Origin of the sequence: Thiopseudomonas alkaliphila, assembly GCF_001267175.1 — a bacterium.
GTDB lineage: Bacteria > Pseudomonadota > Gammaproteobacteria > Pseudomonadales > Pseudomonadaceae > Oblitimonas > Oblitimonas alkaliphila.
Genome location: NZ_CP012358.1, coordinates 1,729,385 through 1,747,896, shown reverse-complemented (window position 1 = coordinate 1,747,896; position 18,512 = coordinate 1,729,385). Strand labels below are relative to the sequence as shown.

16 protein-coding genes and 1 pseudogene are annotated in these 18,512 nt (G+C 47.9%); 7 read left to right on the top strand and 10 right to left on the bottom strand.

Annotation, left to right across the window (positions count from 1 at the left end; all coding sequences use genetic code 11):
* Nucleotides 1-18 precede the first annotated feature (18 nt).
* The 3 genes and pseudogenes from AKN87_RS08430 to AKN87_RS08425 form a co-directional block, all read right to left on the bottom strand.
* Nucleotides 19-705 (bottom strand): anaerobic ribonucleoside-triphosphate reductase activating protein, encoded by a 687-nt coding sequence (locus AKN87_RS08430; protein WP_053103659.1) that lies wholly within the window; start codon nt 703-705, stop codon nt 19-21.
* Nucleotides 698-859 (bottom strand): anaerobic ribonucleoside-triphosphate reductase, encoded by a 162-nt coding sequence (nrdD, locus tag AKN87_RS12515; protein WP_080995540.1) that lies wholly within the window; start codon nt 857-859, stop codon nt 698-700. Before nrdD ends, AKN87_RS08430 begins: the two co-directional genes overlap by 8 nt.
* Nucleotides 852-2,591: pseudogene (locus AKN87_RS08425) on the bottom strand (ribonucleoside triphosphate reductase); the annotation flags it as partial. The gene nrdD and the pseudogene AKN87_RS08425, both read right to left, overlap by 8 nt.
* A 316-nt stretch (nt 2,592-2,907) precedes the next feature.
* Between AKN87_RS08425 and AKN87_RS08420 the strand changes: the two are divergent.
* Nucleotides 2,908-3,192 carry a DUF4282 domain-containing protein gene (locus AKN87_RS08420; RefSeq protein ID WP_053103144.1) on the top strand — a complete coding sequence of 95 codons (285 nt, stop codon included), beginning with the start codon at nt 2,908-2,910 and terminating at the stop codon, nt 3,190-3,192.
* 73 nt (nt 3,193-3,265) lie between these two features.
* Here the strand turns inward: AKN87_RS08420 and AKN87_RS08415 are convergent, their stop codons facing one another.
* From AKN87_RS08415 to mutM, 4 genes are read right to left on the bottom strand one after another with little or no spacing between them, the layout of a single operon-like run.
* On the bottom strand, nt 3,266-4,060 hold the full coding sequence (locus tag AKN87_RS08415) for a thymidylate synthase (RefSeq protein WP_053103143.1): 795 nt from the start codon (nt 4,058-4,060) through the stop codon (nt 3,266-3,268).
* A gap of 5 nt (nt 4,061-4,065) precedes the next feature.
* Entirely contained in the window at nt 4,066-4,884 is an 819-nt protein-coding gene (gene lgt, locus AKN87_RS08410; RefSeq protein ID WP_053103658.1) for a prolipoprotein diacylglyceryl transferase, read from the bottom strand.
* 14 nt (nt 4,885-4,898) lie between these two features.
* Nucleotides 4,899-5,684, bottom strand: a complete 786-nt coding sequence (locus AKN87_RS08405; protein ID WP_053103142.1) for a sulfite exporter TauE/SafE family protein — start codon at nt 5,682-5,684, stop codon at nt 4,899-4,901.
* A gap of 15 nt (nt 5,685-5,699) precedes the next feature.
* The gene (gene mutM / locus AKN87_RS08400; RefSeq protein WP_053103141.1) at nt 5,700-6,512 is read right to left on the bottom strand and encodes a bifunctional DNA-formamidopyrimidine glycosylase/DNA-(apurinic or apyrimidinic site) lyase; all 813 of its coding nucleotides are present in this window, start codon (nt 6,510-6,512) and stop codon (nt 5,700-5,702) included.
* Between the two features lie 148 nt (nt 6,513-6,660).
* Here mutM and AKN87_RS08395 point away from each other — a divergent pair, with 148 nt between their 5' ends.
* Nucleotides 6,661-8,013 (top strand): adenosylmethionine--8-amino-7-oxononanoate transaminase, encoded by a 1,353-nt coding sequence (locus tag AKN87_RS08395; protein WP_080995539.1) that lies wholly within the window; start codon nt 6,661-6,663, stop codon nt 8,011-8,013.
* Nucleotides 8,014-8,072: 59 nt separating this feature from the next.
* On the opposite strand, the gene AKN87_RS08390 is transcribed toward AKN87_RS08395, so the two are convergent.
* Entirely contained in the window at nt 8,073-9,611 is a 1,539-nt protein-coding gene (locus AKN87_RS08390; RefSeq protein ID WP_053103140.1) for a YdgA family protein, read from the bottom strand.
* Nucleotides 9,612-9,785: 174 nt separating this feature from the next.
* Here AKN87_RS08390 and AKN87_RS08385 point away from each other — a divergent pair, with 174 nt between their 5' ends.
* The 5 genes from AKN87_RS08385 (at nt 9,786) to AKN87_RS08365 (ending at nt 15,885) form a co-directional block, all read left to right on the top strand.
* Nucleotides 9,786-11,720 carry an esterase/lipase family protein gene (locus tag AKN87_RS08385; protein WP_053103139.1) on the top strand — a complete coding sequence of 645 codons (1,935 nt, stop codon included), beginning with the start codon at nt 9,786-9,788 and terminating at the stop codon, nt 11,718-11,720.
* Nucleotides 11,704-12,756, top strand: a complete 1,053-nt coding sequence (locus AKN87_RS08380; protein ID WP_080995538.1) for an Lnb N-terminal periplasmic domain-containing protein — start codon at nt 11,704-11,706, stop codon at nt 12,754-12,756. Before AKN87_RS08385 ends, AKN87_RS08380 begins: the two co-directional genes overlap by 17 nt.
* Before the next feature lie 147 nt (nt 12,757-12,903).
* Nucleotides 12,904-14,574, top strand: a complete 1,671-nt coding sequence (locus tag AKN87_RS08375) for a carbon starvation CstA family protein (RefSeq protein WP_053103138.1) — start codon at nt 12,904-12,906, stop codon at nt 14,572-14,574.
* 14 nt (nt 14,575-14,588) lie between these two features.
* Nucleotides 14,589-14,867 carry a cory-CC-star protein gene (locus AKN87_RS08370; protein WP_173568165.1) on the top strand — a complete coding sequence of 93 codons (279 nt, stop codon included), beginning with the start codon at nt 14,589-14,591 and terminating at the stop codon, nt 14,865-14,867.
* Between the two features lie 10 nt (nt 14,868-14,877).
* The gene (locus AKN87_RS08365; protein WP_053103137.1) at nt 14,878-15,885 is read left to right on the top strand and encodes an ArsA family ATPase; all 1,008 of its coding nucleotides are present in this window, start codon (nt 14,878-14,880) and stop codon (nt 15,883-15,885) included.
* Between the two features lie 27 nt (nt 15,886-15,912).
* On the opposite strand, the gene AKN87_RS08360 is transcribed toward AKN87_RS08365, so the two are convergent.
* Nucleotides 15,913-16,620 (bottom strand): MgtC family protein, encoded by a 708-nt coding sequence (locus AKN87_RS08360; RefSeq protein WP_053103136.1) that lies wholly within the window; start codon nt 16,618-16,620, stop codon nt 15,913-15,915.
* A gap of 138 nt (nt 16,621-16,758) precedes the next feature.
* On the bottom strand, nt 16,759-18,105 hold the full coding sequence (mgtE, locus tag AKN87_RS08355) for a magnesium transporter (protein WP_053103135.1): 1,347 nt from the start codon (nt 18,103-18,105) through the stop codon (nt 16,759-16,761).
* Nucleotides 18,106-18,512: the final 407 nt, after the last annotated feature.

Here is an 18,512-nt window from a genome sequence, read left to right as displayed (position 1 = left end):
AAACCGCTATAAGGCAGTTTAAGCTCTTAATTCAAACTGTTTAAACAGCGTAGCTAAGTGTTGCTTGAGCTGGGCTAATTCCGACTGACTAGGTGTAGTCTGAGCCTCTAACGGCAGAGCCGATGTAGTCCGCGCCAGTTGCAGGCAAAAGTTCTGTACCCCTTGGGCCTTGAGCTGCTGCGCCAGTTGCAGCACCGCAGTAGGTGAGAGCTGGCTCCAATGCACTGTGGTGCGGCATTCATAGGCCACTTGGCTGGCCAAGACTAAGGCTAAGCTTTCCCAGTTTGGCTGATCGCTGTGAGCGACACCGGTGATAGCTGCAGCTTGTCCGTAAGGCGCTTTAATATCTAATCCCACCCAGTTACACCAAGGCAGCACTTTAGCCAGCGCCTTGGGTTTAATCCCTGCGGTATGTAAACCCACTTTAAAGCCTAGGGCGGCAACTTGTTGCATGGCTTGGGCTAACTTGGGTTGCAACGTGGCTTCTCCGCCGCTAAACACTACCGCCTGTAATAGCCCTTGGCGCTTTTGTAGAAATGCCAAAATGTCTGACCAAGAAAATTGGCTAGTGGCGCTGGGACTGATTAGTTCAGGGTTATGGCAATAGTCGCAGCGCCAAGCGCAACCTTGGCAAAACACCACGCAGGCTAAATGTTGTGGATAGTCGAGCGTGGTAAAGGGCAGCCAGCCACCAATTTTAAGCATGGGCTGTGGGCTTAGGCTCAGTAAAGGGCTGGCGCTCTCGGTATTCAGCTTGTTTTCCGCGATTAAAGGCATGTACTGGACGGTGATAGCCCATTACTCGGGTCCAGATTTCACAGGGTTGGCGGCGTTCTTGGGGGAGAGTAAGTTTAGTCATGGGTGGGTACCTCAAGCGTATTATTGAACGAAGAAGTTGTCGCAGGGCTTGATTGGCTAAGCTCAGCGGCCAGTAGCGCATCACAGCGTGGGCAAAATTCATGCTCCCCAGCTAGATAACCATGTACTGGGCAAATCGAAAAGGTTGGGGTAATGGTTAAGTAGGGCAATTTAAAGCGGGTCAGCGCAGTTTTTATTAATTGTTTACAGGCTTGAGCGGAGCTGAGTTGTTCACTCATATACAGGTGCAGCACGGTGCCGCCAGTGTATTTGCATTGCAGCTCATCTTGCAGCAACAGAGCCTCAAAGGCGTCATCGGTGTAGCCGACCGGTAGCTGGGAGCTGTTGGTGTAATAAGGCGAGTCGGGAGTGCCGGCCTGTAAGATATCGGCAAAACGTTGTTGGTCTTCTTTGGCAAAACGATAGGTGGTGCCCTCGGCCGGAGTGGCTTCAAGGTTATACAGGTGTCCGGTTTGTTCTTGAAACTGGCGGAGACGCTGGCGAATGTGTTCTAGTACATCCAGCGCCATTTGCCGTCCAGTAGCAGTATGGATGCCTAGCTGATCTTGATTAAAGTTACGCAGCATTTCATGTAGACCGTTAACCCCAATCGTTGAAAAGTGATTGCGTAAGGTGCCGAGGTAACGCCGAGTGTAGGGGTATAACCCTTGATCAAGGTAACCTTGGATTACTTGGCGTTTAATTTCTAGGCTGTCTTTTGCCAGCTCAAGTAGCTGATCTAAGCGCTGGTAGAGCCCCGGCAAATCCTGGGCATATTGGTAACCTAGGCGGGCACAGTTAAGGGTTACCACACCAATGGATCCGGTTTGTTCCGCCGAGCCAAATAAACCGCCACCCCGCTGCAGTAGTTCACGCAAATCCAGTTGCAAGCGGCAGCACATCGAACGCACTTGATTAGGTTCTAGCTCAGAGTTAATAAAATTTTGGAAATACGGCAAGCCATAGCGGGCGGTCATGGCAAACAAGCGCTCGGCATTGGGGCTATCCCAGACAAAGTCTTTGGTGATGTTGTAGGTGGGAATTGGGAAGGTAAATACTCGTCCTAGACCATCGCCAGCTTGCATCACTTCAATATAAGCACGGTTGAGCAGATCCATTTCTGTTTGCAGTTCGCCGTAACTAAAGGGCATTTCCTCACCAGCGATTACCGGAATTTGCTGCCGTAAATCCTCAGGGCAGACCCAATCAAAGGTCAGGTTGGTAAAGGGCGTTTGGGTGCCCCAGCGTGAGGGTACATTGAGGTTGTAAATAAACTCTTGCAGCAGTTGTTTAACTTGGGCATACCTCAATTGATCCTTACGGACAAAGGGCGCCAAATAGGTATCGAACGAACTAAAGGCTTGAGCGCCGGCCCATTCATTTTGCAAGGTGCCTAGAAAGTTAACCATTTGCCCCAGTGCACTGCTGAGGTGCTTGGGTGGGCCGGCTTCAATGCGTCCGGCAATGCCATTAAAGCCTTCATGCAGTAAGTTGCGTAACGACCAGCCAGCGCAATAGCCAGCCAGCATATCCAAGTCATGGATATGTAAATCTGCATTACGGTGCGCTGCACCAATTTCTGGGCTGTAGATTTCATTCAACCAGTAGTTGGCAGTCACTTTGCCGGCCACATTCAAAATCATCCCGCCAAGAGAGTAACCTTGGTTCGCATTGGCTTTCACGCGCCAGTCTTGCTGCTGTAAGTATTCATCAAGGGTGGCAGCTACCGGAATACTCAAAGGAGCTTCAGCAGCTAGGGGTTGAACGGTCATATACGCCTCGATACACAATATATGGTGTTTTTATTTTAAAATTAACTATATGTGGTGTGCATTAGAGCTGAAGGGTAAAAAGTGGGCTTGATCCGTATCAAGAAATTGCAGGGTGAGTAGTGTGCCATAAGGAGGGTGTAAAACTTAAGCTAAGGTACTAGGGCAGTGAATTATTGTGCTAAGGCTACTGATTGGGTGGATTGCAGCAGTTTTTTGCTCACCTAATCAGTTAAGATAAGCTACTTCTCATTCACTTACTCTTATTAAAGGGAATTTCATGAAGTTTAATCTAAAAGATATCTTTTTCTTTAATCAGCTAATTACATTAAAAATCAGTACTTATCTGTATTGGTTTGTTTTATTGGTAGTGACCTTCGCCATGATTGGCGCTAGCTTTGCGGTAATGTTTGCCTCATCATTTTTTTCAGGGTTGATGATGCTGTTGATTGGTTTACCTTTAGCGTTACTCTATGTGCGCTTAGTGTTTGAGCTGATGCTGGTGTTTTTTAAGATTAATCAAAACTTAGAAAAGCTAGTAGAGCAAGGTAAGCGCAACGACTAATTGGCCGTTAAGCTGCATTAAAACAACAATGCCCGACGCTGATCGGGCATTGTTTTGTCTGCAAGGTAATGAGTTAAACCGCTACGGTTGCCTTAATATGTGGATGCGCTTGATAGTTTTGCAGTTCAAAATCTTCAAACTTAAACTCAAAAATATCCGTTACTTCAGGGTTGATTTGCATCTGTGGCAAGGCATAAGGCGCGCGGGTCAGTTGTTCGTCGGCTTGTTCTAAGTGGTTGCTGTAAAGGTGGCAGTCACCGCCAGTCCAAATAAAATCGCCCAGTTGTAGGTTACACACTTGAGCGATCATCATGGTGAGTAGGGCGTAGCTGGCAATATTAAAGGGCACGCCTAAGAAGATATCGGCTGAGCGCTGATACAACTGACAACTTAGCTTGCCATCGGCGACATAGAACTGAAACAGCGCGTGGCAAGGTGGCAAAGCCATTTCATCGACTAGGGCCGGATTCCAAGCGCTGACGATTAAACGGCGTGAGTCGGGGTTAGTTTTGATCATTTCAATCAGTTTACTGATTTGATCAATTGACTCACCATTGGGCGCTGGCCAACTGCGCCATTGATAGCCATACACAGGGCCTAAATTGCCTTGCTCATCGGCCCATTCGTCCCAAATCCGCACGCCATTTTCTTTTAAATAGCGAATGTTGGTATCGCCCTGCAAAAACCATAGCAACTCATGAATGATTGATTTGAGATGGCATTTTTTGGTGGTGACAAGGGGGAAACCTTCAGCCAGGTTAAAGCGCATTTGATAGCCAAACACACTGTAAGTCCCTGTGCCTGTGCGGTCTGCTTTAAAGGTGCCGTGCTCGCGTACATGACGCATTAAATCTAAATATTGTTTCATCGGACTCAGTTAATCTGTGTGTTAGCAAAAGTAGTGGTATTGGGGCGTTTATTATAGGCCCAGGTGATCAGTGCAAGGCCGCCTAGAATCATTGGCAAGCATAGCACTTGGCCCATAGTCAGCCAGTCAAAAGCAAGGTAACCCAGCTGCTCATCGGGCACCCGAACAAACTCCACTGCAAAGCGGAAGATACCGTAAAACAGTAAGAACATGCCAGACACAGCCATGGTTGGCCGAGGTTTACGGGAGAAGATCCATAAAATTAAGAACAGCGCCACGCCCTCTAAGGCAAATTGATACAGCTGCGAAGGATGGCGTGCCAGCTGACTGGGGTCAGTAGGAAAGATCATGCCGTACCAAGCATCGGTTGGCTTGCCCCAGAGTTCGGCGTTAATAAAGTTACCAATCCGTCCTGTACCAAGACCAAGTGGTACCACAGGGGCAATAAAGTCAGTCACTTGGAAAAACGTTTTATGGTGTTTGCGGCTAAACCAAATCACCGCTAAGAGCACACCAATTAATCCGCCATGAAAGGACATGCCGCCTTTCCAGATTTGTAGTACCCGCATTGGCTCATTGATATAACTGGCTAAATCATAAAACAGCACATAGCCTAATCTGCCGCCAAGAATAACCCCCAATGCGCAGGCGAAGACTAAATCGGAGAGTGTTTCTTTAGTCCAGCTAGGTTCAAATTGGTGCAAGCGGCGACCGGCTAAAAACCAGGCAGCGCCAATTCCAATTAAATACATTAAGCCATACCAGTGGATACTTAGGGGGCCAATGGCAATGGCGACTGGGTCAATATTGGGGAAAGTCAGCACAATCATTGCATCCTTTATAAAGTAAAAAAGCTAACGCCAACGCCGAGTAAAAACACTGCGAATAAGCGTTTGAGTAACACCGGCGATAAGCGGTGTGCCAGCTGGGCGCCAACGCGGGCAAAAAACATAGAGGTGGCGGCAATTCCAACTAAAGCAGGTAAATAAATAAAGCCTAAACTCCAGTCAGGCAAGCTGGGATTATGCCAGCCGGTGGCGGCAAACATAAAGGCTCCGGCAGTGGCAGTGGGTAGTCCGCACGCAGCGGAAGTGGCCACCGCTTGTTGCATAGGGACACTGCGCCAAACTAAGTAAGGCACAGTTAAAGAACCTCCGCCAATGCCAAAAATTGCTGAAGCCCAACCAATGACACCACCGGCGGTAGCTAATTCGGGGCTAGTAGGCATACTGCCAGAGGCTTTGGGTTTGAGTTCTAAGGCCATCTGCAGAGCAATAATAATGGCAAATCCACCAATAATCTTCTGTAAAGTTGGGCCTTGAATATAAGCCGCGGTAATCGCACCTAAGGCCGAGCCGCCAATAATACCTAGCGCCAGCCATTTAAATAATTGCCAACGCACGGCGCCTTTTTTATGGTGAGCAATCACTGAATTAATTGAGGTAAAAATAATGCTGGCTAAGGAAGTGCCAACTGCCAAATGAGTCAGTACTTCAGTGGCAATGCCTTGGGCAGTAAAGCTAAATACCAGAGCAGGAACAATAATTAAGCCACCACCGACCCCAAACAAGCCGGCTAATACCCCAGCGGCTGCACCCAGCAGTAGATATAACGCAAACTCCATAGCAGGTTCCTAGTCTTAACGTTGGCAGCGAGGGCAGTACACACTAGCACGTTGGCCCAATTTAATGTCTTTTAATAGGCTACCGCAGACTTTACAGGGTTGATCAGTGCGGCCATAGACAAATAGCTCTTGCTGAAAGTACCCTGGCTTACCATCGCCACCGACAAAGTCGCGTAAGGTGGTGCCACCGCGCTCAATGGCGTAGGCCAGTACCTTTTTAATCTCGTCGGCAAGTTTATCGTAGCGCGCCCTGGAGATAGATTTGGCTTCGCGGCGAGGATCAATCCCTGCTTTAAATAACGCTTCGCTGGCATAAATATTACCCACGCCCACCACTACGGCGTTATCCATAATAAAGGGTTTGACTGCCATACTGCGCTTGCGCGAGCAGTCAAATAAACGTTTACCATCAAACTCCGGTGACAGAGGTTCAGGGCCTAGTTTACTAAGTAACTGATGATTGAGTGGATCATGGGTCCAGAGCATCGCACCAAAACGACGTGGGTCGGTATAACGCAGAGCTTGCCCTGATTCCAGCACAATATCCACATGGTCATGTTTTTCAGCTGAGGTATTTGCCGGCACCAAACGCAAGCTCCCTGACATGCCGAGATGGCATAATAAAGTGCCCACTTCTGCGTGGATCATTAAGTACTTGGCGCGGCGCTCGACCGCTAGGATGCTTTGCCCCGACAAACGAATATCCAAGTCTTCAGGAATCGGCCAGCGCAAGCGAGGATGACGCACAATCACTTGGATTACACGTTGGTTCAGCAGGTGCGGCTCAATGCCACGGCGGGTGGTTTCTACTTCGGGTAATTCAGGCATAAAAGTTGATCAATTCATTGAATAAAAAGTGACTGCAGAGTGAAGGCTCAGTATAGCGCTCGATCCTTCTTTGGTGGACTGATTGCTTGTTGTCTCGGTGACATCTGCTAGGCTGTTCAGGTTTTTTTGTTCCTTTTGGAGTACCGCAGTGAGTTCAAATAATCATTGGATGCAGCGCGATCTAGCCGTAGTTTGGCATCCTTGCACACAAATGAAAGATCACGAAACCTTGCCCTTAGTTCCGATTAAAAAAGCCCAGGGGATTTGGCTTGAGGACTTTGACGGTAACCGTTATCTGGATGCAGTGAGCTCTTGGTGGACGAATATTTTTGGGCATGCCAATCCACGGATTAATCAGCGCATTAAAGATCAGGTTGATCAATTAGAGCATCTGATGTTGGCAGGTTTTACCCATCAACCGGTGATCGAGCTATCAGAGCGTTTAGTGCAGATCACGCCAGCCGGTTTAGACAAAGTATTTTATGCCGATAATGGTTCGGCCAGTATTGAAGTGGCGCTGAAAATGAGCCATCACTACTGGCTAAATCTGGGTAAACCGGAGAAAAAACGTTTTGCTACCATTACCAATGGTTATCATGGCGAAACCTTAGGCACCATGTCGGTCAGTGACGTGGCCTTGTATACCGAGACTTACAAAGCTTTGTTATTTGATGCGATTAAAGTGCCCAGTCCTGATTGTTATCATCGGGCGCCGGGCGTTAGCTGGGAAGAGCACAGTCGCTTTATGTTTGAAGCTATGCGTCAAACCTTGGAGCAGCATCATCATGAACTATCGGCAGTGATTTTAGAGCCGTTAGTGCAAGGTGCTGGCGGCATGCGCATGTACCATCCGATTTATTTGACTCTGTTACGTCAAGCCTGTGATGAGTACGGTGTACATTTAATTGTCGATGAAATTGCCATGGGCTTTGGCCGTACCGGCAGTATGTTTGCCTGTGAGCAAGCAGGTATTACCCCAGACTTTATGGTGTTATCTAAAGCGCTAACCGGTGGTTACTTACCGCTTGCGGCAGTGATGACGACCAATCAAATTTATGATGCGTTTTATGATAATTACGACTCGCTCAAGGCGTTCTTACATTCGCATACTTACACTGGTAACCCTCTGGCCTGTGCTGCAGCGTTAGCTACGTTGGATATTTTTGCGCAAGACAATGTGATTGCTAAGAACCAGCAGCTGGCTCAGCACATGGCACAAGCTACTGCGCACTTACAGGATCATCCCCATGTCGCAGAAGTGCGTCAAACCGGTATGGTGTTGGCGATTGAAATGGTAAAAGATAAAGCCAATAAAACGCCGTTTGCTTGGCAAGAACGCCGTGGCATGAAGGTGTTTGAGTACGCGATGCAGCAAGGGGCGTTATTACGTCCACTGGGTAATGTGGTGTACTTTTTACCTCCCTATATCATTACCCCAGAGCAAATTGACTGGTTGGCTGAAGTGGCTACTGCCGGCATTGAGCTAGCAGTAAAAGACTAAAGCATCACTCAAGTCGATCGCTTGTTACTTTAAGTGCAGTAACAGGCGATCAACAGCGGTTATTTTTGCTCTAACGCCTCAGTTTCTAAGGCTGGGGCGTATTCTTCTTGCTCTTCAGAGTCATACTCCTCAGCGTCTTGCTCATCCTCAGGGTAATCCTCATCTTCAAGCTCCCACTCAGACTCATCGTACTCTATCTCATGCGCTGAGAATTGAGAGCCGAGTAATTGGAATAACAAGGCTAACTCTTCTGGAGCAATGGTTTGACCATTGAGTTGGGTGATGCCCTGTTTAAAACTCAGCGCTAGCTTTACCCGTTCGGCTTCTTGGGTAATAAGTCCTTCAGCACTGGCCTGCTCAATTAATAGGGGAAGTTGCTGCTGAAACTCGGCAAAGTCTTCAGTTTCCATCAAGGTCTCGGCCGCTTGTTGCAACATTGGCAGGGATAAATCCATGCTTAAACCGATGTCTTGTAAAATTTCGCTGGCAGCTTGCTGAGGGTTACCTAGCACATCTAATCCTTGGGGAGTGGCTAGGGTTAAATTAAAGTTTAGGTTTGACTCACCCGCCGCATTGCGCCAGCTAATAGGGGTTAGTTTGAGCTCGGGGTTTTTATTTAGCAGTTCTAGCACTAAAAAGCCAACCTTAGCCTGGGCAGCCATTTGTGCATCAGGTGAGTCTTGTAATCCGACTTTGGCGAGATCTAATAGCTCGCGATAAATTTTTTGGTCAAAGTTTTTACCATTAAAGCCAAGGGTAAACTGGCCAATGGACTGACCATCAATGAGTAACTCATGCAGTTGGTATTGGCCATTAAAGCTCAGCAGATGATCAGTGGCAGCGTCGGATTGCTTTAGGCTAAATTGCTTGAGCTGCACGCTTGACTGATCGCGCTGCACAATATCCGCCCCTTCTAGTAGGTACTCGAAAGCACTCGACTGAGTTGCGCCATTAAAGTCGGATAGATGGCCTTTTAGGCTTTGTTTAGCAAGGCGAAACGCTTGTGTTTCATCTGTCTGTGACTCAATGGTTAAGGGCTGAATTTCGCCACTTAGGGTGAAGTCACGCAGATTATTGCTGCTTTTAAGCTGCAGCTGGGCACCGGCAAAATCAACCTTATCGCCTTTGGCGCTGGTGTGATTCATGGCTATGACATTTAGAGTGCTGTCGGCATTTAAATTAAAGCTAAGCAAGGTGTCTAGCTGAAATGGCGATTGTTGTTGGGTGATCGCAAATAGCTCTTGGTAGTCGTCGGTTTTCGGTAGAGTAATAGAGGAGTGAGCTAAGCCAAATTGTGGTTTGCCCTGTAATAAACCCGGTATTGGCCCATGCTGAATTTGGTCATGTAAGCGTAGCGATTCACCACTGCCTGCTTGCTCAAAGTTAATACTGTAGCTAGCGGTTGAGCTAAAGATGCCGCGTTGATAGTCAGCAATTGCGATCTGTGGTGCTTCAACTCCAAAAAATTGGCGTAAATCCTGATTCGCATTTTGCACAATGGCGTAGGTGTTGTCTTCGTAACTTTTACCGAAGTACCAAGAAGCGCCAGTGTAAGCCAAGCCTACTGCGGCTATTACCGCTACTAATTTTTTACTCATCGTTCTGCCTCATTAAGAATGGCGTGCAGTATAAAACAAATTGATTTAGTCACTGGGAAAAATTGAATCTGGGCATGGATATTTAATCGCGGGCGGCGACTGTGTAAGCTATGCGCTATTTTCTTGGTATTCATGGCGGCGATAGCCGATACATATTTAGGTGAGCGAAATAGCATGGGGCAAGTGTCGGGTTATCGGTTAGTCCAGCTAATATTGCTGGGATTAACGCTGTATCTCACTGGTTGTGCTGGGGTAAAAGTGGCCTCGGTCAGTACCAGTGACTACATGGCAGCGCGCCGGGGAGATATTTTAACCACAGGTACCTTAAGTCCAGCCACAGGCAGTGTGCTACAGGTGGTTGGAATTGATGAAAGTCTGTGTAGTAAAGAAAATGCCCGTTGTCGCGATTCATTAGTGGCAACTGAGGCTTTGCATAGCGAGCAACGGCTAGCGGCTTTGTCAGAGCTGTGGTTACAAACAGCTATCGATCAAGAGAAAAACAAAAATACACAGCTGGCAGAGCGTATTGCGGCTTATATTGAGAGCGCCCGTTATGCCTATGCCTATTTATTTTTTACCCCAAGAAAACCCAGTCAGCGTGCACTCGAGGACCGTCAAGCACAAGTCCGCGATTATTATAATTATGCTACTCAGCAAGCAGTGACCTTGCTCTTTAAGCATCAAGATCAAGCCGATATTGATATTCAAGAAGCAAATGGCGTGTTTGTCATACGCTTGGCCAACTGGGAGATTCAAGGCAATTTAGCGGAGGTACGTTTAGCTTCTGGTGAGCAGGTACCTAATGAAGTCATTCCAGCTGCGGCTTTAACCTTTAAAGGTATTCGCAGCCAATACCGGCGAGATGGGCTGGGGGCAGAGTTGGTAGCGGTTACAGCCAAACGTGTGGTGACTAAAGCTACCGCTGACGAGGTATTTAGTGAAACACCTTTTCCAGCATTGACAGTAATGTTGGATTTTGGCGGTGAAAACTTAGAGCAGGTGCTAAAAACCCAGCGGGTACAGATGTTGGGGTTTGACCCTTACAAAAAGGAAGATTTGCAGTTGGCGGGTGATCAGGTGCCTTTGGCTGCCAACTTTACCTCGGGCTATGGCCTCTGGTTAGCGCGCTCAGGTTTTGCCAGTCAGTCGTTATTAACCTTATTTGGTCGCGGTGAGGTTTTAGAGCGGCCCCACGTGTACTTAATGCAGCCCTATGATCCTAATCGACGGATTGTAATTATGCTGCATGGCTTAGCCAGTAGCCCTGAAGCCTGGATTAACGTGGCCAATGAAGTATTAGGCGATGAGCAGTTGCGGCAAAACTATCAAATTTGGCAGGTGTACTACCCAACCAATGCGCCGATTGCTTACAACAATGCCACTATTGCCGAAGCCCTTAAAACAACGCTAAAACATTTTGACCCTACGGGCACTGCGATTGCCTCTAATGAAGTGGTGTTATTAGGGCACAGCATGGGCGGGGTGTTATCCCGATTAATGGTTTCCAGCTCCGGTGACTTATTTTGGCAGGCCTTTACCGAGCGTTTTAAGATGAGTTCGGCCCGCCAGCGTAAGGTGCGTGAGCAATTAAAACCTTATGCTTGGTTTGAACCGTTACCCGGCGTTAGTCGGGCGATCTTTGTCGCGGCGCCCCATCGCGGCACCCCCTTTGCGGAAAACCGAGTAGCACGTTGGGCAGCTAATATTATTGAGCTGCCAGCTAGTATGTTGGCCCGATTTGGTGAGGTGGCGCAGCTATTGTTAGATCCCAGCTCAGCTTCTGGTGAGGCGTTAACCCGACCGCTGAATAGCATTGCTAATCTAAGTGATCAGGATCCTTTTGTGCGCTTAGCCGCAGACTTACCCATTAGTCCCAAGGTGAAGTATCACTCAATTATGGGCAATGACACGCCCAAAGTTTCTCTTGATGAGTCCAGTGATGGGGTAGTGCCTTATAAGAGTGCCCATCTTCCTGGGGCTGTATCCGAGCTGATTATTCCTTCGTGGCATAGTGTGCAAGAGACTCCCGAGGCAATTGTCGAAATTCGCCGAATTTTACATCAGCATTTAGCAGAAATAAGTCGAGCATCCCATGCAGCAACTCCTTAATAGTATTCATTCAGATCAACGACCGGCACGTTCGGCGTGGGCTAAGCTTGGCCTAAGCATGCTTACCCTGTGCTTATTGGTAGCGACTCTGTGGGGCAATTTAGCGCTGTATTATCAGGCACCGAAACCTGTGTTGTGGATGGCAGTGTGGAGTTTATTAGCCTTAAGCTGCGCGGTGCTGCTTTGGGTTAGAGGGGCAACGCAGGGCGTCATAGCGTATCTCGTCTTACATGGTTGTTTACTGGTGTGGTGGAATACGCTGGAGCCATCAAATGAACATATTTGGGCCGATGATTTGGCCCAGATGACCCACGGTGAGGTGCAGGGTAGTCGGGTTACCCTGCATAACGTGCGTAACTTTAACTGGAAGAGCGAAACCGAGTATGAACCCCGTTGGGAAACGCGGCAGTATGATTTAACCCAACTGCAATCGGTCGATATGATTACCTCGCACTGGGGGATGCAGTCGATAGCTCATGTACTGGTGTCCTTTGGCTTTAGTGATGGTCAATTTGTGACCTTTACTGTGGAGATCCGTAAGAAACAAGGCCAGAGCTTTTCTGAAATTGGTGGTTTTTTTAAAGACTTTGAGCTGAGTATTATGGCTACCGATGAGCGCGATGCAATTGGCGTACGGCCCAATGTGCGAGGCGAGGACAGCTATCTTTATCGCTTAGAAATGCCGCAAGAGCTCATGCAGCAACTGTTTTTAGCCTATATCAAACAGGCTAATGATTTAGTTGAACAGCCTCGTTTTTATAACACCATCACTGCCAACTGCACCACCATCGTCTTTGACATGATGCGCCATATCACCGGTCGTAGTTTGCCGTTAGATCCTCGCTTATTACTTACGGGGTATTTGCCAAGTTATGTGCAAGAGCAAGGCGGCTTAGTACCTGATTATCCCTTACCTGTGCTGACCGAGCGTGGACGCATTACCGAGCGCTCCAAACAAGCTGCAGAGGCAAGTAACTATTCACAGCAAATACGTGATGGCGTGCCAGGATGGAGTCAGCGTTTGTCTCAAGATTAAGTGTTTTGAGGCAATGTAAATTGCTTGGTTGAATTAACAGTAAAGCTCGAGGTGTTACTTAAGTCGTGATTGACACTGCGTTTAGCTATTCGTTACAAGAGTTTTCTAAATGCGATTCTCTTGTAATTACGCAGAAGGAATTTCACTATGAGCGCGATTTATCTAATGTTATTTGGATTAATCGCAATGAGCCTTGGATACTTTGTGTATTCAAAGTTTATTGCTGAGAAAATCTTTAAACTTGATAAAAATTTTCAAACTCCTGCCCACACCATGGAAGATGGTGTGGATTATGTCCCGACCAATAAATACGTGCTGTGGGGTCACCACTTTACTTCAGTAGCAGGAGCAGCGCCGATTGTGGGGCCTGCTATTGCTGTGATTTGGGGCTGGTTGCCGGCGTTTTTATGGGTGGTATTTGGCACCATTTTCTTTGCCGGTGTGCACGATATGGGGGCAATCTGGGCCAGTGTACGTAATCGGGCTAAATCGGTCGGGGCCTTAACCGGGGATGTCGTAGGTAAGCGGGCACGCTTATTGTTTATGGTAGTGATTTTCCTCGTCTTATTAATGGTGAACGGCGTATTTGGCGTAGTTATCGCCAAGCTGCTGATTAATAATCCAGGCTCAGTAGTGCCGGTATGGGGTGCGATTGCGGTAGCCATCGTGATTGGTCAAGCCATTTATCGCTTTAAGTGGAACTTACCCTTAGTTTCGCTGCTTGGAGTGATTGCGCTCTATGGCTTGATCTATATGGGGCCGCAGATGCCAGTTACCCTACCAGATAAGTTTATGGGGCTTTCTGCCAGTGCTAACTGGATTTTGTTATTGTTTGCTTATGCGGCGATTGCTTCATTACTGCCTGTTTGGGTGTTATTACAACCTCGTGATTATATTAACGGTTTACAGTTATTTGTTGGCTTGATCTTATTGTATGCCGCTGTATTGATTGGTAATCCAACCGTTGTGGCGCCTGCGATCAATACCGAACTGCCTATGAGTACGCCATCGCTGGTGCCCCTATTGTTTGTCACCATTGCTTGTGGCGCTATTTCCGGCTTCCATGGATTAGTCGCTTCAGGTACCTCTTCTAAGCAATTAAACAAAGAAACCGATGGCCGCTTTGTTGGCTACTTTGGTGCTGTAGGTGAAGGCGCATTAGCTTTGGCCGCAATCATTGCGGCTTGTGCTGGTTTTGCCAGCTTAGCCGACTGGCAGGCGGTGTATTCAACCTTTGGTCAGGGCGGTATTGAAGCCTTTGTGCAGGGTGGAGCGACTATTTTAGAAAATGGCACAGGAATTAGTGCAGAGGTTTCAGCCACGATGCTTACGGTGATGGCAGCACTCTTTGCCGGCACCACCATGGATACGGGTTTGCGTTTGCAGCGTTATATCTTCCAAGAGTGGGGCGAAATCTATCAAGTAAAATGGATGAGCAAAGCCCTTCCAGCGACTGCTTTATCGGTGGGTTCTTGCTTGGTTTTAGCCTTTGGTGCCGGCGGGGCTGATGGCAGTGGTGGTTTACTGATTTGGCCATTATTTGGTACCACCAACCAATTATTAGCCGGATTAACCTTGCTGATTATTGCGGTAATGCTGGTACGCCGTAAAACTCCGGCAATCTATGTGGTTATTCCGTTGATCTTTATTCTGACTATGGGGCTGTTAGCGCTGTTAATTCAGTTGCGTGGCTTCTATGAGAAGGCCGACTGGTTTTTATTTGGTCTTGATCTAGTGGTATTGGTGGCTGCCGTGCTGGTGACTTTAGAGTGTGTGTCGGCTTTACGTCGAGAAAAGAAACAGGTGCAAGCTTCTTGAAGCAGCCAAATCTTATGCAGCTTAAAGTAGCTGCCTTTAAGCAATGGTATAAAAAAGTCAGCGAGGCAGGAGCGTTGTACTACAACGCTCCGTATCGCGCAGCGATTGCCAGAGCCAAACGCGATGAAGATGACTTGTTTATGCTGCTGGTGTTCTCTGAAATGATGGGTATTCCGAACCCGGCCTCTTGGTACACTTTAGAATTACAGCCTTTATTGCTTGAGCGTTTTCACGACTGGCATGTGCGCATGGGTATGCCACGTTCGCCGTTAGATCAATTTCGTTGCTGTTAATGGATGCTTGATGAAACTACAGCTAATTCCGTTATTAATGACTAAACGCGTTTTAATGTGCGGGGGTAAGGGCGGTGTGGGTAAAACCACATTGTCGTGTGCGCTTGCTATTAAAGCGGCAACCCTTGGCCGCAACACTTTGTTGGTATCAACTGACCCCGCCCACAGTTTAGCTGATGCCTTTGGCTTAACAATTGGAGCTAAGGAAACCTCAGTTCAGCCTAATTTAACGGTATTGGAGTTAGATCCAGATACTGAGGTAAAGGCTTATTTACAGCGAGTGTTGGGGCAAATGCGCCAATACGTAGGCCCTGATAAAGTAGGTGAGCTTGAGCGTCAGCTACGGTTAACTCGGCATTCGCCCGGTGCTCAAGAAGCTGCGTTATTAGAGCGAGTGGCGCAGTTATTAGATGAAGGTTTGCAGCGTTTTGACTTAATTGTGTTTGACACTGCACCTACTGGCCATACCTTACGTTTATTGAGCCTGCCGGAGGTGATGGCAGTATGGACTGAAGGTTTGCTCAAACATAATAAGCGCTCAGAACACCTTAGTTCTGTGCTATCGCATCTAACGCCTGGGCGCAGTGTGGATAATCCTTTGGCTGATCCTAGTCAGCATGCGGTTGAGGGCTTAGATTCTAAGCAGCAACAACTGTTAAGTACTTTACACGCACGGCAGTCATTATTTCAGCGCACCCGTCGCTGTTTATCGGATGCTGAGCAAAGTGCTTTTATATTTGTCTTAACCCCAGAAAAATTGCCATTACTGGAAACCGAGCGTGCCGTCGACTCCCTGCAGCACAGTCATATTCCAGTGGCAGGATTATTGATCAATCGGGTAATGCCAGCGGCTGCAGCGGATAATAGTTTTTGGCGCGCGCGGCTTGAACAGCAAGCCAGTTACTTAGTGGCCATCCAACAGCGTTTAGGAACGTTGCCCCAGCAGCAGATTGCCTTACAGGCACAAGATATTCAGGGGTTAAGCGGACTACAGCAGCTAGCTGAGCAGCTGCTGTAGTGACTTACTGATTGCAGAGTGTGCTATTTAAGATAGTTCTTCGTGCTCTGCCGTGAGCGTCCAGCGTACCGAAGATACGCTTTTTTCAAGGCTAATGCGGCTAACGATTTGTTCCAGTTGCGACTGGTTACCCGAAGGCGCAATCACTTCAGCAATGACCTTTAAGGTATTTGGGCGGTGCTCTAAGTCTTCGCTTAGTAAAGATTGTAAAGCGAATTGAGTGCTGCCTAGGGCATGGAGTAATAAGGTACGCACATGCACTTCATCGTCGGCGTGACAGACAATCGTAATTGCATAATGCTGCTCAACCGCATCGGGCACCAGATTGAGGCGATTGATGCGTTGTGCTGCTTCACGCAATAAAATATTGGCACATAAAATCACTAAGGTGCCGACTGCAGCCTCAACTAATAAACCAATTCCCGATAGTACGCCAATGGCTGCCGAACACCAGAGCGTGGCCGCGGTATTGAGGCCGCGGACATTTAAACCTTCGCGCATAATGACGCCAGCGCCTAAAAAGCCAATGCCTGAAACAACTTGTCCAGAGATACGGCCAGCGCTGCTGATATCGCCAGTATAGGCAGAGACTAAAACAAATAAACAGGCGCCTGAAGCAACGAGTGCGTTAGTGCGTAAACCAGCCATGCGTTGGCGTAACTGACGCTCGGCACCGATAACAGCGCCTAGTACCATGGCCACGGTGACTCGCAACATGAAGTTTTCCCAAACCATGTTGTGCCTCCTTTGAAACTGAGGTCCTAGTGGACAGTAGAATAAGTGGCTTCAATGGGCGGCTGGTGACAGCCGCCTAGAGAACATTGAAGCAAAGAAAAGTGACAGCAAAGCTTACTTTTAATGACGCTTTAATGATTAACCTAAGGTTAAAAATTGTGAGGCAATAAATAGGTAAATTACGACACCTGCGGCATCACACACCGAAGTAATTAAAGGTGCACTGGCACTGGCTGGGTCAAAGCCCATTTTGCTTAAGACAAAGGGTAAGCTCATGCCGATAATACAGCCGATTAAAACAATCGATACCATGCTGAGCGCTAGCACTAAAGCCACTACTTCATCACCACGGATATAACCGAGGATCGATACCGCTAAGGCCATCGTACCGCCAAGGCAGAGCGCAACTAAGGTTTCACGGCCTAGTAATGACATCCAGTCACGCATCACCACTTCACCGGTAGCGAGAGCTCGGACCATCAAGGTGGCTGATTGCGAACCGGCGTTACCGCCACTGTCTACCAGCAAGGGGAGGAAGAACACCAGCACGAGGTTGGCGGCGATAATGTCTTCAAAGTGGGCAATCCCGGCACCAGAGAATAAGTTACCGAACACTAATAGCACCAGCCAGAACACCCGCTTACGATAGAGCAGACCAATGGTGGCGTCTTTTAAATTGCCTACGGTACTGACTACCCCACCTGCGCGGTGGAAGTCTTCAGTGGCTTCATCACTGGCTACATCCATTGCGTCATCGTGGGTGACAATCCCCACCATAGCCCCTTTTTCATCGGTGATAGGTAGGGCAATCAGGTCATAGCGAGCGATTTTTTTCGCTACTTCTTCTTGATCATCGGTGACTTTGCTATGAATTGGGTCACGCACCATGAGGTCTTTAATTAAGGCCTCTGGGTTAGACAGGATGAGCTCACGGAGCGAGACCACACCCAGCAGTTTGCGCTGCTGATCAATCACATAGGCATGATAAATGGTTTCGGCATCGGGCGCTTCCACCCGTAGTGCAGCTAAGGCCTCAGCTACGCTCATATCCTTGCCTAGGGTGGCGTAGTCCGAGGTCATTAGAGCACCGGCGGTACCTTCCACATAAGCTGAGAGCTTGCGAATATCTTCGCGCTCGGCTTGAGCTAAGGCAGGCAGTAAGGCATCACGTTGGCTTTGATCAAAGTGCTTGAACAAGTCAGTACGTTCATCCGCGGGCATTTCACCTACCAGCTTAGCTAAACTGGCACGTGGAAACTCACGGGCTAAGCGCACTTGGGTTTCAGGCTCTAGGTAGGAAAATACCGTAGCGCGATTAGGTAAGCGCTCAAGCAGGCGCCAAGCGAGAGAGGCTTCAATTTGGGATAAAACGTCAGCTAGATCAACGGGACGAATGCCCTTGACCGCAATGAGTGCGTTTTCGAACTGATCATTTTTGATGGCATCGTTTAAAACGAGCGCGAGATTGGAATTGGTGTTGCTCATGCTGATTCTCCAAGCTGCCCAAATCTATACGGCAGCCCGAGTCAGCAGAAAATCAGAAAGAACTGTTTCTAGCTTGCAGGCGGCCGTCAGCAGGGAAGCTGATGTGCTTATTATTTGTAATTGCCCATAAAGGGCTACAACAACAAGGGGTGTCCATTAGTGGTATCTTTCTCATGTAAAAACCGCTTATGCGGCGGGCGCATACTAGGGGAGCTAAAACTGAATAGCAAGCTTAAGTTTAAATAAAAATAAAAAAGCAAGTATAAATTTGGCTATTTAGTCTAAAAAAAACACAGAATATTACAGCGTTATGTGTGGTTTAAAATCGGCTAAATTCGTTTAAAAGACAGGAAGTTGCTGAGATGTTGAGAATGACTAAGAAATCACTCCTAGCCGCTCAGGCTGAG

What these genes read in the sequence shown, in the direction of transcription:
- AKN87_RS08375 (WP_053103138.1), top strand. Translation starts at nt 12,904, where the DNA reads ATGAGCGCGATTTATCTAATGTTATTTGGATTAATCGCAATGAGCCTT.
- AKN87_RS08385 (WP_053103139.1), top strand. Translation starts at nt 9,786, where the DNA reads ATGGGGCAAGTGTCGGGTTATCGGTTAGTCCAGCTAATATTGCTGGGA.
- AKN87_RS08405 (WP_053103142.1), bottom strand. Translation starts at nt 5,684, where the DNA reads ATGGAGTTTGCGTTATATCTACTGCTGGGTGCAGCCGCTGGGGTATTA.
- nrdD (WP_080995540.1), bottom strand. Translation starts at nt 859, where the DNA reads ATGACTAAACTTACTCTCCCCCAAGAACGCCGCCAACCCTGTGAAATC.
- AKN87_RS08365 (WP_053103137.1), top strand. Translation starts at nt 14,878, where the DNA reads ATGAAACTACAGCTAATTCCGTTATTAATGACTAAACGCGTTTTAATG.
- AKN87_RS08360 (WP_053103136.1), bottom strand. Translation starts at nt 16,620, where the DNA reads ATGGTTTGGGAAAACTTCATGTTGCGAGTCACCGTGGCCATGGTACTA.
- AKN87_RS08420 (WP_053103144.1), top strand. Translation starts at nt 2,908, where the DNA reads ATGAAGTTTAATCTAAAAGATATCTTTTTCTTTAATCAGCTAATTACA.
- AKN87_RS08390 (WP_053103140.1), bottom strand. Translation starts at nt 9,611, where the DNA reads ATGAGTAAAAAATTAGTAGCGGTAATAGCCGCAGTAGGCTTGGCTTAC.
- mgtE (WP_053103135.1), bottom strand. Translation starts at nt 18,105, where the DNA reads ATGAGCAACACCAATTCCAATCTCGCGCTCGTTTTAAACGATGCCATC.
- AKN87_RS08430 (WP_053103659.1), bottom strand. Translation starts at nt 705, where the DNA reads ATGCTTAAAATTGGTGGCTGGCTGCCCTTTACCACGCTCGACTATCCA.
- AKN87_RS08370 (WP_173568165.1), top strand. Translation starts at nt 14,589, where the DNA reads ATGCAGCTTAAAGTAGCTGCCTTTAAGCAATGGTATAAAAAAGTCAGC.
- AKN87_RS08415 (WP_053103143.1), bottom strand. Translation starts at nt 4,060, where the DNA reads ATGAAACAATATTTAGATTTAATGCGTCATGTACGCGAGCACGGCACC.
- AKN87_RS08380 (WP_080995538.1), top strand. Translation starts at nt 11,704, where the DNA reads ATGCAGCAACTCCTTAATAGTATTCATTCAGATCAACGACCGGCACGT.
- mutM (WP_053103141.1), bottom strand. Translation starts at nt 6,512, where the DNA reads ATGCCTGAATTACCCGAAGTAGAAACCACCCGCCGTGGCATTGAGCCG.